Origin of the sequence: Bradyrhizobium sp. IC4059, assembly GCF_020193615.1 — a bacterium.
GTDB lineage: Bacteria > Pseudomonadota > Alphaproteobacteria > Rhizobiales > Xanthobacteraceae > Bradyrhizobium > Bradyrhizobium yuanmingense.
The window spans coordinates 375,968-390,376 of the sequence record NZ_JADYVH010000006.1 but is presented as its reverse complement, the minus strand read 5'-3'; the positions used below and the strand labels follow the sequence as shown (position 1 = coordinate 390,376).

Below are 14,409 nucleotides of genomic sequence, written 5' to 3'. Positions count from 1 at the left end.
TGATCTATTCGGGAAACCGCTACACACTTTGCGCTAGCGCGGCCCTTCGGGTCCGGATCATGCTCTACCGCCCCCGGCCCGACAGCCGCAGCACGAACACCAGCACCTCGGCGACGGCCTTGTAGAGATCCGGCGGGATCTCGTCGCCGAGCTCGACCTTCGACAGCGCGCCGGCCAGCAGCTCGTTTTCCTCGATCGGAATGTCGTGGGCCTTGGCGATCTCGACGATCTTCTCGCCGATCGTGCCCTTGCCCTTGGCGACGACGATGGGCGCGCCAGATCCCTTCTCGTAATGCAGCGCGATCGCAAGCTTGGAGGGATCGCTCATGTGGCGCGATCCAGGAAGTGGCCGGCGCGAGCGGGCGCCGGAGCCGGCGGCGTGCCGTCGCGGACCACGATATCGCCGGGCTTGAGCTCGGCCTTCGTCAATGCCTGGCTGAGCTCACCGATGCCGGCGCGGAGCTGCTGCGCCGTGACCGGCCGCTCCGCCCACATCCGAACGAAGGTCTTGTCGCCGTTCAGCGTGATCAGCGCATGCACGGGTCCGGCCGGCTCGACATCGAGCGAGAAGCGCGCGCGCCAGGCGCGCTTGGCGGGATCGTCCGACTCATTGCCGCCGTCGCGCGAGATCTCGAACTGCGCCATCGCGGTACCTTGCGGGGTCGCGAACGGAATCTCGAAATTCCACTGCGGCACGGCCGGATCGATGCGGTGGCCGCTGGCGTCGGTGCGATCGGGAAGCGAGGCAATTTGCAACAGCGTCTGCCGCGCGATCGCGGCATCGGTGTCATCGAGCAGACGATGCACGGTCGCAGCCAGCGGCGTATCCGGTGCGAGCGACGGCGCGGCGATGGACTGAGGCGCCGGCAGCGCACCGCGGACCGGCGGAGGTGTCGAGTGTGCGGCCGCCTCGAAGATATGGGCGTCCGGCACGGACTTGTTGGAGCCCGGCACGTTGCCGGTCAGGCGCGGCAGGTTTTCCGTGACCTCCTGCAGCAGGCTCGCGGCAAGGCCCCCGGACATGGTGCGCGACACCAAGGCTTGCGGATTGTTCCCCGCCGCATGGGCCAGCACGGCGACAGCGAGCGCACCGCGCGACGCTTGCGCCGGTTGGGCGAGTTCCGGCAACGCCGCTTGGGCCGTTTCGCCCGCCAGCGCGGAGGCTGCGGTCTGCGTCGTTGCCGCAGCACTCGCCGGCAGCGCCACACCTGGCGCAGTTGCTTGCGGCGCGCCGGAAGTCGATGCCAGGGTCTGGCGCAACACCAGCAGAGCGGCCTTCAAGTCCGGGATCGTGCCGGAGGACGGCGTTGTGCCTGCGGCCAATGACGCCTCGAGAAACAGCCCTGACTTCTGGAACGCGGATTCGATATCGCCGCCGTCGAGGGCGGTGTTGAGCGGCGTCTGCTGCGCCAGCACGTCGAGCACCGCCTGCTTCAGCCCGGCGGGCAGATTGCTGCTCGTCACGACGGAGGCCAGGTTGGCAAACAGCGGCGCCTGGCTGCCCTGTTTGGTCACGGCCCCGGCAGAGGCCGTCTGAACGGCGACCTGCTCGGACGGAGTGAGGGTGTTCCGTGCCGTCGCCACCGACGGCGCCAGCGGCGGGCTGTCCACCAGCGAGGCCGCGCGCGGGGTCAGCGTGACCTGATCTCCCGTCGCCTCGCCCGCCCCGGCCATGACTGCAAGGCGAATGGTGCCGTTGCTCTGCGAGACCGCGAGCTGGAGATTCTGCCCCGGCGTCAGCGCCACCTCCGACATCACGTCCATCGCCAGGTTGGCGATCGCGATCCGCACCAGATTGTCGGCGAGCACGCTGACCACCCTGGCATCGACGACACTGCCGGCTTGCAGCACGAGATCCGGCGTCGCCGCATCAGCCGGGCGGCTGGCAGCGTTGACGGGAGCGATGGGGGTGACCGGCGTCGGCATCTCGGCAGCCCTAGGGGAATGCTGGCTACCGTAACCGCTGCCTCGTAAACCTCTCGTTAACCTGGCACGGCCGGCGGCTTCACCGCCGCCAGAACCGTCGCAGCGGCCTGGAAATCCTTCAGGCGGGCGGCGCGGCGGGCGGCCGCCTCCTCGTCCAAGCCCCATTGCTCGACGTTCCAGTCCTCGTCGACATGGGCGGCGGCCCAGACCTGGTCGGCATCGCGCACGTCCTGGTCCAGCGCCAGCGCGAGCAGCGCCGATCCGGTCAGGGTGGTCACCATGTGGAGCGCGGCGACCGACCAGGGGTCGCCGGGCAGCGCGGCCCGTGCGGCCTTCACCGCCTCGTCCGGCTGCTTCACGTGCATGACGCCTTCGGACAGGATGAAATGCGCACCCAGCGTCTGCGCCGCCCAGGACAGCACAGGATCCCAATGCGCGGCCTCCCGGGCGACCAGTCCCTCAGGATGGCCGGCACGATAGAACAGCAGGTCAGACTCGAAATATTTGGCGAGGTCGTCGCTGACGAGCTCGACGCGATCGATAACGCCCTCGACCACGCTGTTGGCGATGCGTGTCAACGGCATGGTCACGGGATCGATCGCCTCGCCTTGGGCGGACCATTCTGCGGCGACACTATCTGCGAGCGCGCGCGTCGGGATCACCAATTGGCGGCCGGAGGGCGTACGGATCGGCTTGCCGTCGAGAGTGATGGCGAAGCCGCCCTCGGCGTCGACGACGCCGGCCTCCTTGTAGAAGCGCTTGCGCAGCGGCGTGCGCGCGGACCCGCGCGCCGATTCCCGGGGATCAGGCGCAGGCTGCCTTGCTGCTTCTTCGAACAATTCGCGCATGTCGTTTTTTTGTTCCTGTCGTCAGTCGAATTACCAGTGTCGTCACGACCTTGCCAGTAGGACCAGGAGTGCTGCTAGTTCGCACACATGCGCGCGGGCGGCCGGCTCTACCAACAGAGTAGCCAAGAGCGCAAAGCAGATCGACAATCGTCTCATGGGGGAACATGTCGTGCGCCTGCCGCCCCTATTCAACCTCACTATTCTTCCGGCGCGTTCTCGATCGGATCAAATCTGGTTGCGTCCAGACCCAGCAGGTTCCACGACTGCTGCATGTGCGGCGGCAACGGCGCGGTGGCGTCGATCACGCCGCCGCGCGGGTGCGGGATGACGATCCGGCGTGCGAGCAGATGCAGCCGGTTCTGCAAGCCGCCCGGCAGCTGCCAGTTCTCGATGTTGAAATATTTGGGATCGCCGACGATGGGATGGCCGATATGGGCCATGTGGGCGCGCAGCTGGTGGGTGCGGCCCGTCACCGGCTTCAGCGACACCCAGGTCAGCTTGTTGCCGGCGGTCTCGACCACGGCGTAGTACGTCACCGCGTGGCTGGCGCCCTCATCGCCATGCTGGGCGATGCGCATGATGGTGTCGTCCTCGCCCTCCTCCTTTGCAAGGAAGGTCGAGATGCGGCCCTGCTTCGGCTTCGGCAGGCCCGGCACCAGGGCCCAATAAACCTTTCGTGCCGAGCGCGAGCGGAATGCACCGGTCAGATGCGAGGCGGCAAAGCGCGTCTTGGCGATCAGCAGACACCCTGAGGTCTCGCGATCGATACGGTGGACGAGACGCGGCTTCTGGCCCTTGGCATCACGCATCACCTCCAGCATCTGGTCGATGTGCCGCGTCATGCCCGAGCCGCCCTGCACGGCAAGGCCGGCCGGCTTGTTCAGGACGAGGACGTCGTCGTCCTCCCAGATCGTCATCTCCTTCAGCGCCTTCAGCGTCTTCTGCGCGGCCTCCGAGAGCTCGCCGACGACCTTCGGCGCATCGAGCTTGAGCGGCGGGATGCGGACGCTCTGTCCCTCCTCCAGCCGGTCTTTGCTGTCGACGCGCTTGCCGTCGACACGCAGCTCGCCTTTGCGCACGACACGCTGAATGTGGGAGAACGACAGGCCGGGAAAGCGCGCTTCCAGGAAACGGTCAACGCGCATGTTGTTCTCGTCGGCCGTGACCGTGACGGTCTGCACCTTGGTCGGCAGCAGCGCCTCGACCGACTTTTCAGGCGCAGGCCTCTCCTGGACCGCTTTGGGCGGACGCCGCTCGGCGCGCTCGCCGACAAAGCGCGGCGGCTTCCCGCCGGGCTTGCCACCCGGACGCGGCCCGGCCTTCTTCGCGCTACGCGCCTGATGCGCCCGCGAGTCGTCGCGCTCGTCACGCGAACGCGGCTTTGGGTTCATTCTCTTGATGCGGCGACTCATGCGGTTTTTCCAAGCTTTCGCGTCGACTGCGCATTGGCGCGGCGGGGCAGCGACGCAACCTGCGCGCCCACCTCCTTCTCCGCCAGCCGCAGCTCATATTGCTGTTGCAGGTTCATCCAGAATTGCGGGCTGGTGCCGAACCAGTGACCCAGGCGCAACGCCGTGTCGGCGGTGATGCCGCGCTGCCCGTTGATGATGCCGGTGATGCGATTCACAGGTACGTCGATCTGACGCGACAGCTCTGCGGCCGAAATGCCGAGTTCGCGCAGTTCTTCGGCGAGATGCTCACCGGGATGTGTTGGTGTATGAGCCATGGGAGTTTCCCCGGCGAGTAGCAAGATTTACGCGTTACGTAAACCGTAAATATACGCCCTGTAGCCCTAAGTCCCGCCCCGCTCCTTGCGCAGCTTGGCCCAGTAATCCAGCCGCTTCCTGATCTCGCGTTCAAAACCGCGCTCGGGCGGGTCGTAGAAGGTCTGACGTCCCAGGGCCTCCGGAAAGTAGTCCTGGCCGGAGAAGGCGTCCGGCGCGTCGTGGTCGTATGTGTAGCCGGAGCCGTAGCCTTCCGACTTCATCAGCTTGGTCGGGGAATTGAGGATGTGCTTTGGCGGTAGCAGCGAGCCGGCCTGCTTGGCGACCTGCATCGCGCTGCCAAAGGCGGTGTAGACCGCGTTCGATTTCGGCGCGGTGGCGAGATAGACCACGGCCTGGGCGATGGCGAGCTCGCCCTCGGGATGGCCGAGGAAGTCGAAGGCGTCCTTGGCGGCATTGGCGATGACGAGCGCCTGCGGATCGGCCAGCCCGATGTCCTCGACCGCCATGCGCACGACGCGGCGGGCCAGGAACAGCGGGTCCTCGCCAGCGTCCAGCATGCGCGCGAGGTAATACAGCGCGGCATCGGGATCGGAGCCGCGCACCGATTTATGCAGCGCCGAGATGAGATTGTAGTGGCCGTCGGCCGATTTGTCGTAGATCGGCGCGCGGCGCTGCAGAATCTCCTGCAGCTGCTCGGCATTGAAAATCTCGTCCGCCCGCGCCGAACGCCAGACTTCTTCGGCGAGCGTCAACGACGCACGGCCATCGCCGTCGGCCATGCGCACCAGCACCGCGCGCGCCTCCGCATCGAGTGGCAGCTTCCTGCCCTCGACGGCTTCGGCATGCACGAACAGCTTTTCGATCGCGGCGGCATCGAGCGAGCGAAACACCAGCACGCGCGCACGCGAGAGCAACGCCGCATTGAGCTCGAAGGACGGGTTCTCGGTGGTGGCGCCGACCATGACGACCGTGCCGTCTTCCATCACCGGTAGAAAGGAGTCCTGCTGGGCGCGGTTGAATCTGTGCACCTCATCGACGAACAGCAGCGTGCCCTTGCCCGTCTCGCGGCGGGCGCGCGCGGCATCGAACGCCTTCTTGAGGTCGGCGACGCCGGAGAACACCGCCGAGATCTGTTCGAAATGCAGATCCGTCGCGTCAGCCAGGAGCCGTGCCACCGTGGTCTTGCCGGTGCCGGGCGGGCCCCAGAACACCAGCGAGCCGAGCGTGCGCGTCTCCAGCATGCGCGTCAGCGCACCGTCCGGGCCGAGGATGTGATCCTGGCCGACGACCTCCGACAGCGTGCGCGGGCGCAGCCGGTCCGGCAGCGGATGCGGAGCATCGTGTTCGAGCCCCGCCGCAGCAAAGAGAGTCGGTGTCTCCGTTGGTCGCTTCGGACTCATCCGCCCAGCGTGACGTTGATCTGCTGGCCACCACGCACCAGCGTGATGCGCCAGATCCGTGCCCGTTCACCTGCAGCCTTCTCGAGGTCGCCGGTCTTGCTGATCTTCTGATTGTTGACGGCCAGGATGATGTCGCCCTTCTGGAAGCCGACACTCGCAGCCGCGGTATCGCCGCCGATATCGGTGATCACGACGCCTTCGGTGTCGGCATCCAGACGCAGCTCATCGGCGACGGCCGGCGTGATGGTCGAAACCTTCGCGCCCTGGAACGGCGAACGCGCGGTGACGACGAGCTCGTTGCGCCCGGTGTCGGGCGCGGTCTCCAGCGCTACCGTGAGCTTCACCGACTTGCCGCCGCGCTGCACGTCGAGCTGCGCGGTGCCGCCGAGCGGACGGGTTGCGAAGCGATAGTCGAAGGCGTTGGGATCATCCACGATCTGGCCGTCGATCCCGGTGATGAGGTCGGAGGATTTCAGGCCGGCTTTCGCCGCCGGACCGTTCGACACCACGCTCGCGACCAGCGCACCGGTCGGCGAGCGCAAGCCGAGGCTCTCGGCGATGTCGGGCGTCACCGCCTGCAATTTCGCACCGAGCCAGGGCCGCTTCACCGCCTTGCCGCCGCTCTTGGCGGAGGCGACGACGACGCGCACCATGTTGGCGGGAATCGCAAAGCCGATGCCTTGCGAGCCGCCGGAGCGCGAATAGATCGCGGTATTGATGCCGGCGAGCTTGCCACCCATGTCGACCAGCGCGCCGCCGGAATTGCCCGGGTTGATCGCCGCATCGGTCTGAATGAAGAACTGATAGTCGGTGATGCCCACTTGCGTGCGCGCCAGCGCCGAAATGATACCCTGGGTCACGGTCTGGCCGACGCCGAACGGATTGCCGATCGCGAGCACGACGTCGCCGACCAAGAGCTCATCGGAATTGGTGAAGTCCAGCGTCGGGAACTTCTCCTTGCTGTCCTTCAGGCGCAGCACGGCGAGATCGGTCCGGGAATCCTTGAGCAGGATCTCGGCCTCGAACTCGCGCTTGTCCGACAGCGACACCTTCACCTGGTCGGCGCCCTCGATGACGTGGACGTTGGTGACGACGAGGCCGGAGGCATCGACGATGACGCCGGAGCCGAGCGAGCGCTGCATCTGCTCGGGCTGCTGGCCCGGCACGCCGAAGAAGCGGCGGAAGATCGGATCGTCCAGTAGCGGATTGCGGTTCTGCACCACCTTTGCGGCATAGACGTTGACGACCGCCGGCTGCACCCGCTGCACGATCGGCGCATAGGACATCCGCAGCTCGGCCGGCGACGACGGGACCCGACGGTCCTGCGCTGCAGTCGGATTGAAGGTGGCCGAAAAGGCTATGCACAGCGCCGTAAGGGCGGCAGTCCAGGTCGCTCGAAACATTCCTACCTCTTGGAAATGACGCCGGAATATAGGCGCGTTCGCCCCCCAATAGAAGAGCGCCGGAGGGCAATATTCGGCCGCCTCGAAGCCGTGTCCGGGATGCAAGGGTGCCGTGCGAATCGGCCATTTGCCCGGCGGCGGATTGGCATGATGTGCGTCATCTTGCATGGTGGTGTGAGGCGGATTCGGTTGCGGCGAATTTGCATCAGTAGGAACCGACGCAACCGCTCGCAGCGTCGCGGGGCAGTCATCGATCACACCTAGGCTCTCCGTTCGCGACTTGGGGAAAACAGTCAGATGATGGAGCGTAACGTGAGCAGAACAAGAATTGCGGCCACCGCGATTGGTCTCGCCGGCGCGCTGGCGGCCTCGCAGGCCCAGGCCCAGTCGGCAAGCAGCAGCGAGCAGGAGATCGCGCTGTTGAAGCAGCAGTTGAAGATGCTCGAGCAGAAGCTCGACAAGCTGCAGAGCCAGACCGCGGCGAACACGGCAGCCGCAGCAAAGGCGAAAGTCGAAGCCAAGGCAGAGGCAAAGGCCGAGGCGCGCGCGGAGGCAAAGGCCGCGGTGGCCAATGCCAACGCGGCAATCCCCGTCAAGGGGCCGGCGCCGGCGTCCGGCGTCGTCGTGACGATGCCGAACAACCGGCCGACGATCTGCACCGCCGACCAGGCCAACTGCGTCGCCATCACCAGCCGCCTGCATTGGGATGTCGGCGGCTATGACTATCGTCCCAACACCGCGGCCACCGTGCCGCAAAAGCTCGATAGCGGCCAGAACGTCCGCCGCGCGCGCATCGGTGTCACCGGCAAGTTCTTCCACGATTGGAATTTCGCACTGGTCTACGATTTCGGCGGCTCGTCCGACGGATTTGGCGGCGCCGCGCCGGGATCGCTGCCCGGCGGCGGCGTCTCCGGCGTCGAGAACGCCTATATCAGCTATACCGGCCTGAAGCCGTTCGGCGGCAAGATGGCGATCGAGGCCGGCATCATGGACCTGCCCTACACCATGGATGAAGCCACGAGCTCGAACGACATCATGTTCATGGAGCGCGCCTCGCCCGGCGTGATCGCGACCAACATCGCCGCCGGTGACTTCCGTTCCGCAGCCGGTGCGCGCTGGTTCAACGACCAGCTCTGGATCGGCGGCTATGTCACGGGACCGACGACCGGTGCGATCCATTCCGCCTCGAGCGCGGCGCCGCCCGGCACCAGCGAGCAATATGGTGCCGTGGCGCGCGTCGCCGGCAATCCGATCAGCACCAAGGACTACTCGGTGCATATCGGCGCCAATGCGCAATGGCTGATCCAGCCGCCGCGCAATCTCATCGCCAACACCCAGACGGTCACGCTCAGCGATCGTCCGGAATTGCGGCTCGACCCGACCACGCTGATCTCGACCGGCGCTATCGCCAATGCCTCGGGCGCGCAGGTCTACAGCGTCGAGGCGGCGGCGACCTACGGTCCGTTCATCGTCCAGGGCGAGTATTTCTGGTACAATGTCGATCGCACCGCCAACACGGCCGTGCCGCTGACGGGTGCACCGAGCCTGAAATTCCAAGGCGGCTACGCGCAGGCCGGCTATGTGCTGACCGGCGAAGGCCGCTCCTACAATGCGGCGAACGCGGCCTATAGCGGCGTCAAGCCGGCACATCCGTTCTCGCTCGACGGCGGCGGCTGGGGCGCGTGGGAGATCGCAGGACGGTTCTCGACGATCGACCTCAACGATCAGCTCGCGACCGCGAGCGGCGTCGCAGGCGGCCGGCAGACCGTCTATACGCTCGCGCTCAACTGGTACGTCAACGGCAACGTGCGCTTCATGCTCGATTATCTGCACGGCACGGTGTCGCGACAGGCCTCGCCGATCTCGACCGCCGACGTCGGCTCGAAGTTCGACGCGGTCGCGATGCGCACGCAGTTCGCGTTCTAGAGCATGATCCGGAAAAGTGTGAAGCGGTTTTCCGAAAAGATCATGCTCAAACAAAACCTAAAGCGCGATCGCGCTTTAGAACGCGCTCGTTCGGGAGCGGCAGCGTCCGCTCCCGAACGATCACGCCGCGCGCTTCTTCTTCACGACCACGGGCGGCGGCGCGCAGGACAACCGCTCCTGGTGGCTCTCGCCCCAGGCCTTCAGGATGTCGATCACGGGCCTCAGGCTCTCGCCCAGTTCGGACAGGCAATACTCCACCCGCGGCGGCACCTCGGCATAGACCTTGCGGATGACGAGCCGGTCTTCCTCCAGCGCGCGCAGCTGCTTCGTCAGCATGCGCTGGGTGATGCCAGGCATCCGGCGGCGCAATTCGCCGAAGCGCTGGGTGCCGCTCTGCAGGTGGTAGAGGATCACGCCCTTCCACTTGCCGTCGATCAGGTCCAGCGTCGCCTCGACCGAGCAGCCTGGACGGCGGGCGAAGTTACGGCGTTTCATGCGGCTTTTTCCCAATAGTATCCAAACAGGGACTATATCCCCAAATTTACAGTACTTGCCAAATCGGAGCCAGAGCGACAGTTAGGGCAGCGGGCGAACAAAGCCATCTGATGGAGACACGCCATGAAAGCCGTCGGCTACAAGAAATCGCTTCCGATCGAGGACGCGGAATCACTGTTCGATTTCGAGACCGCTAAACCCGACCCCAAAGGGCGCGACATCCGCGTCGCGGTGAAAGCGATATCGGCCAATCCGGTCGACTACAAAGTGCGCAAGCGCGCCGCCCCGCCCGAGGGCGAGACCAAGATCCTCGGCTATGACGCGGCCGGCGTGGTCGATGCGGTCGGGTCTGAGGTCACGCTGTTCAAGCCAGGGGACGAGGTGTTCTACGCGGGCTCGATCCTGCGCCAGGGCACCAACGCCGAATTCCATCTGGTCGACGAGCGCATCGTCGGCGCCAAACCGAAGAGCCTGTCGTTCGCCCAAGCCGCCGCTCTTCCCCTCACCTCGATCACCGCCTGGGAGCTGCTGTTCGACCGGCTCGGCGCAGTGCCGGGCAAGAGCGTCGATCCGCGTACCCTCTTGATCACGGGCGGCGCCGGCGGCGTCGGCTCGATCCTGATCCAGCTCGCCCGCCGCCTCACCGGGCTGACGGTGCTCGCCACCGCGACGCGGCCGGAGTCGCAGAAATGGTGCATCGATCTCGGCGCGCATGCGGTGATCGACCATGGCAAGCCGATGAAGGAGCAGATCGAGAAATTGAAGCTGCCGCCGGTTGCGCTGGTGGCCAGCCTCACCTTTACCGACCAGCACTACAAGGCGATTGCGGAATTCATGGCACCACAGGGCAAGTTCGGCCTGATCGACGATCCCCCGGAGTTCACGATTGCCGCATTCAAGGGCAAGGCAATCTCGGTGCATTGGGAATCGATGTTCACGCGCTCCTCGTTCCAGACCCCTGACATGATCGCGCAGCATCATCTGCTCAATGACGTGGCCGACCTCATCGACAAGGGCGTGTTGCGCACCACGCTCGACCAGACCTTCGGCACAATCAACGCAGCCAACCTGAAGCGCGCGCACGCGCTGTTGGAGAGCGGCAAGTCGCGCGGCAAGATCGTGCTGGAGGGATGGTAGCTTTCGTCGGGTGGGCAACGCGCACTTGCGCAGTGCCCACCATCTCTCTCTAGTCGCGACAATGGTGGGCACGCTTCGCTTTGCCCACCCTACGGCACCGGCGTCCCTTCAACGAACAACAGCCGCCGCTCCAGCGCCGTCTGCCGCACCTTGAGCGCTTCGGCATATTCCCGCGAGGCGTACCATTCCTTCAGCCGCGCCATCGACGCGAACTCGACGATGATAATGGCCTTCGGCGGCAAATTGCCTTCGGCAAGCTCGGCCTTGCCGCCGCGGACGAGATAACGCCCGTCGTACTGCGCGATCGTCTTGGCAGCCAGGGCGCGATAGGCCTCGAATGCGGCGGGATCGCGCACCTCGACCTCGGAGATCACATAGGCCGCCATGCGCATCGCCTCAGGCGATCGTGTTGACGATGCCACCCTCGGCGCGCAGCGCTGCGCCGTTGGTGGCGGATGCCTCCTTCGAGGCGACATAGACCACCATGTTGGCGATCTCGTCGACGCTGGCGAAGCGCTGCAGCAGCGAGCTCGGACGATGCTGCTTGACGAAGTTGGCGGCGGCTTCATCCACGGACTGGCCGTTCTGCTTCGCGAGATCCTTGACGAACGTCTCGACGCCTTCCGACATGGTCGGGCCCGGCAGCACGGAATTGACGGTGACGCCGGTGCCGCTGGTGAGCTGCGCCAGGCCGCGCGCCACCGAAAGCTGGGCCGTCTTGGTCATGCCGTAATGGATCATCTCGACGGGAATGTTGAGCCCGGATTCCGAGGAGATGAAGACGATGCGGCCCCAATTGCGCTTCAGCATGCCCTTCATGTAGGCGCGCGACAACCGCACGCCGCTCATCACGTTGACCTCGAAGAAACGGCTCCAGTCCTCGTCGGAGATGTCGAAGAAATCCTTGGGCTCGAAGATGCCGGCATTGTTGATGAGGATGTCGACCTCGGGCAGCGCCGCAACGAGTGCCTTGCAGCCTGCCGCGGTCGAGACGTCGGCTGCGATGCCGCGGACCTTGGCGCCCGTCCCTTCCAACCTGCGCACCGCCGCATCGACCTTGTCCTGGCCGCGGCCGTTGATCACGACGCTGGCGCCGGAGCCGGCGAGCCCCCTGGCGATGGCGTGGCCGATGCCGGCGGTCGAGCCGGTGACGAGGGCGGTTTTTCCGGAAAGGTCGATCTTCATGCGATATCTCCATGGATGCGGATGGAGATATCGGAAGCGGCTCCCTCAGCTGCAATCAGGGCTCACCGACGCGTGAGGAGCGTGAATGGTGGGCACGGCGCGCCAAGAGCGCGCCCTTTGTCCACCCGACCGTTCCAACAAAAAAGCGGCGCCGAAGGCGCCGCTTTTGAAACGTCATGCCGGTCGGGCTTTACGCCGCCTCGGCTTCCTTCTCCTGCACCGGGCCGGAATCCTGGCCCTTGGCGTCGACGTCGCGATCGACGAACTCGATCACGGCCATCGCGGCGTTGTCGCCGTAGCGGAAGCCCGCCTTGATGATGCGGGTGTAGCCACCCTGGCGGTCCTTGTAGCGGGTCGCGAGCGTATCGAAGAGCTTCTTGACCATATCGACGTCGCGCAGCTCGGAGATGGCCTGACGGCGCAGCGACAGGCCGCCCTTCTTGCCGAGGGTGACGAGCTTCTCGACGATCGGGCGAAGCTCCTTGGCCTTGGGCAGCGTGGTGACGATCTGCTCGTGCTTGATCAGCGCGGCCGCCATGTTGGCGAACATCGCCTTGCGGTGCTCGGCCGTGCGGTTGAGCTTCCGATGAACCTTGCCGTGACGCATGTGTGTAGTCCTTCTTCGATTGTGTCGCGGTGGTTCAGCGACTGGTTTTCAGGTGGGCTTCCTGCGTTCGCCCTAGGCTGCGAGTGGCGAATGGTGAGTAGCGAATAGATCTTCTTCCCCTACTCGCCACTCCCTACTCGCCATTCGCTCAGTAATGATCCTCGAAGCGCTTGGCGAGCTCGTCGATGTTCTCCGGCGGCCAGCCCGGCACTTCCATGCCGAGGTGCAGACCCATCTGGGCCAGCACTTCCTTGATCTCGTTCAGCGACTTGCGGCCGAAGTTCGGGGTGCGGAGCATTTCCGCCTCGCTCTTCTGCACGAGGTCGCCGATGTAGACGATGTTGTCGTTCTTCAGGCAGTTGGCCGAACGCACCGACAGCTCGAGCTCGTCCACCTTCTTGAGGAAGGCTGGGTTGAAGGCGAGGTCCGGGATGATCTCCTGGGCGACTTCCTTGCGCGGCTCTTCGAAGTTGACGAACACGTTGAGCTGATCCTGCAGGATGCGGGCGGCGTAGGCCACCGAGTCATCCGGCGTGATCGCGCCGTTGGTCTCGATCGTCATGGTCAGCTTGTCGTAGTCGAGGATCTGGCCCTCGCGGGTGTTCTCGACCTTGTAGGAGACCTTGCGGACCGGCGAGTACAGGCTGTCGACCGGGATCAGGCCGATCGGCGCATCCTCGGGACGGTTGCGCTCGGCGGGCACGTAGCCCTTGCCGGTCGAGACCGTGAACTCCATGCGGATCTCGGCGCCCTCGTCGAGCGTGCAGATCTGCAGATCGGGGTTGAGCACGACCACATCGCCGACGGTCTGAATGTCGCCCGCGGTGACGACACCCGGGCCCTGCTTCTTCACGACCATGCGCTTGGGGCCCTCGCCCTGCATCTTGATCGAGATGTCCTTGATGTTGAGCACGATGTCGGTGACGTCCTCACGGACGCCCGCGATCGAGGAGAACTCGTGCAGCACGCCGTCGATGTGCACCGACTGCACCGCCGCGCCCTGGAGCGAGGAGAGCAGGATGCGGCGCAGCGCATTGCCGAGGGTCTGGCCGAAGCCACGCTCGAGCGGCTCGGCGACGATGGTCGCGAAACGCGAGGAATCGCTGCCGGGCGTGACCTGGAGCTTGTTCGGCCGAATCAGTTCTTGCCAATTTTTCTGGATCGTCACTGTTTCACCCATACAGGCCAGTCAATTTGACGGTGCAAATACTGGCGTTGGAGAAAGGCCGCAGATCATTCCCGCGGCTTCTTGCAAAGTCGCCGCGGGCGCCGACGCGCCCGCAGCTCGTCAAAATCAAACGCGCCGACGCTTGCGGGGACGGCAGCCGTTGTGCGGGATCGTGGTCACGTCGCGGATCGAGGTGACGGTGAAGCCGGCAGCCTGGAGCGCGCGGAGCGCCGATTCGCGGCCCGAACCAGGACCGGCGACCTCGACTTCCAGCGTGCGCATGCCGTGCTCCTGCGCCTTCTTGGACACGTCCTCGGCGGCAACCTGCGCGGCATACGGGGTCGACTTGCGCGAGCCCTTGAAGCCCATCGTGCCGGCCGAGGACCAGGCGATCGTATTGCCCTGCGCGTCGGTGATGGTGATGGTCGTGTTGTTGAACGACGAGTTCACATGCGCGACGCCGGAGGCGATGTTCTTGCGCTCACGACGACGAACGCGGGTGGCTTCCTTGCCCATTGAGTCCCTTTCCTGAAGATCTCAAACGCCGCCGTAATGCCAGCGGCTACACCTATGGAAGCGAATAGCGA

The 14,409-nt window shown here is 65.4% G+C and carries 15 protein-coding genes; 2 read left to right on the top strand and 13 right to left on the bottom strand.

Translation table 11 applies throughout. The features are described 5' to 3' along the window. Positions 1-64: 64 nt before the first annotated feature. The 7 genes from I6F12_RS21205 to I6F12_RS21175 all read right to left on the bottom strand — a co-directional run bounded on the left by I6F12_RS21205 (position 65) and on the right by I6F12_RS21175 (position 7,304). Positions 65-328, bottom strand: a complete 264-nt coding sequence (locus tag I6F12_RS21205) for an EscU/YscU/HrcU family type III secretion system export apparatus switch protein (protein WP_057029647.1) — start codon at positions 326-328, stop codon at positions 65-67. Then, positions 325-1,926 carry a flagellar hook-length control protein FliK gene (locus I6F12_RS21200; RefSeq protein WP_225157146.1) on the bottom strand — a complete coding sequence of 534 codons (1,602 nt, stop codon included), beginning with the start codon at positions 1,924-1,926 and terminating at the stop codon, positions 325-327. Before I6F12_RS21200 ends, I6F12_RS21205 begins: the two co-directional genes overlap by 4 nt. 56 nt (positions 1,927-1,982) lie before the next feature. Continuing rightward, positions 1,983-2,774, bottom strand: coding sequence for an ATP12 family protein (locus tag I6F12_RS21195; protein ID WP_225157145.1), 792 nt, complete (start codon positions 2,772-2,774; stop codon positions 1,983-1,985). A 197-nt stretch (positions 2,775-2,971) separates the two neighbouring features. Then, entirely contained in the window at positions 2,972-4,186 is a 1,215-nt protein-coding gene (locus I6F12_RS21190; RefSeq protein WP_036027577.1) for an RluA family pseudouridine synthase, read from the bottom strand. After that, the gene (locus tag I6F12_RS21185; protein ID WP_057029643.1) at positions 4,183-4,500 is read right to left on the bottom strand and encodes a HigA family addiction module antitoxin; all 318 of its coding nucleotides are present in this window, start codon (positions 4,498-4,500) and stop codon (positions 4,183-4,185) included. The genes I6F12_RS21190 and I6F12_RS21185 overlap by 4 nt, the downstream gene beginning before the upstream one ends. A 66-nt stretch (positions 4,501-4,566) precedes the next feature. After that, positions 4,567-5,901, bottom strand: coding sequence for a replication-associated recombination protein A (locus I6F12_RS21180; RefSeq protein ID WP_225157144.1), 1,335 nt, complete (start codon positions 5,899-5,901; stop codon positions 4,567-4,569). Continuing rightward, the gene (locus tag I6F12_RS21175; protein WP_036027581.1) at positions 5,898-7,304 is read right to left on the bottom strand and encodes a DegQ family serine endoprotease; all 1,407 of its coding nucleotides are present in this window, start codon (positions 7,302-7,304) and stop codon (positions 5,898-5,900) included. The genes I6F12_RS21180 and I6F12_RS21175 overlap by 4 nt, the downstream gene beginning before the upstream one ends. Positions 7,305-7,616: 312 nt before the next feature. On the opposite strand from I6F12_RS21175, the gene I6F12_RS21170 reads away from it, so the two are divergent. Continuing rightward, a complete protein-coding gene (locus I6F12_RS21170; RefSeq protein ID WP_074448164.1) occupies positions 7,617-9,230 on the top strand; it encodes an OprO/OprP family phosphate-selective porin in 1,614 nt (537 codons plus the stop codon). A 120-nt stretch (positions 9,231-9,350) separates the two neighbouring features. Here the strand turns inward: I6F12_RS21170 and I6F12_RS21165 are convergent, their stop codons facing one another. After that, positions 9,351-9,725 carry a helix-turn-helix domain-containing protein gene (locus I6F12_RS21165; protein WP_036011060.1) on the bottom strand — a complete coding sequence of 125 codons (375 nt, stop codon included), beginning with the start codon at positions 9,723-9,725 and terminating at the stop codon, positions 9,351-9,353. Positions 9,726-9,848: 123 nt separating this feature from the next. Between I6F12_RS21165 and I6F12_RS21160 the strand changes: the two genes are divergently transcribed. Continuing rightward, a complete protein-coding gene (locus I6F12_RS21160) occupies positions 9,849-10,862 on the top strand; it encodes a zinc-binding alcohol dehydrogenase family protein (RefSeq protein ID WP_225157143.1) in 1,014 nt (337 codons plus the stop codon). A gap of 89 nt (positions 10,863-10,951) precedes the next feature. On the opposite strand, the gene I6F12_RS21155 is transcribed toward I6F12_RS21160, so the two are convergent. From I6F12_RS21155 to rpsK, 5 genes are all read right to left on the bottom strand, one after another. Next, entirely contained in the window at positions 10,952-11,248 is a 297-nt protein-coding gene (locus I6F12_RS21155) for a DUF1330 domain-containing protein (protein WP_036027590.1), read from the bottom strand. Positions 11,249-11,258: 10 nt separating this feature from the next. Continuing rightward, positions 11,259-12,047 carry an SDR family oxidoreductase gene (locus tag I6F12_RS21150; RefSeq protein ID WP_109143365.1) on the bottom strand — a complete coding sequence of 263 codons (789 nt, stop codon included), beginning with the start codon at positions 12,045-12,047 and terminating at the stop codon, positions 11,259-11,261. A gap of 190 nt (positions 12,048-12,237) precedes the next feature. After that, a complete protein-coding gene (gene rplQ, locus I6F12_RS21145; RefSeq protein WP_025036979.1) occupies positions 12,238-12,654 on the bottom strand; it encodes a 50S ribosomal protein L17 in 417 nt (138 codons plus the stop codon). Between the two features lie 148 nt (positions 12,655-12,802). Then, complete coding sequence (locus I6F12_RS21140; RefSeq protein ID WP_036011050.1) at positions 12,803-13,834, bottom strand: DNA-directed RNA polymerase subunit alpha; 1,032 nt, start codon at positions 13,832-13,834, stop codon at positions 12,803-12,805. 114 nt (positions 13,835-13,948) lie between these two features. Continuing rightward, positions 13,949-14,338 (bottom strand): 30S ribosomal protein S11, encoded by a 390-nt coding sequence (rpsK, locus tag I6F12_RS21135; protein ID WP_007603045.1) that lies wholly within the window; start codon positions 14,336-14,338, stop codon positions 13,949-13,951. Positions 14,339-14,409 lie beyond the last annotated feature (71 nt).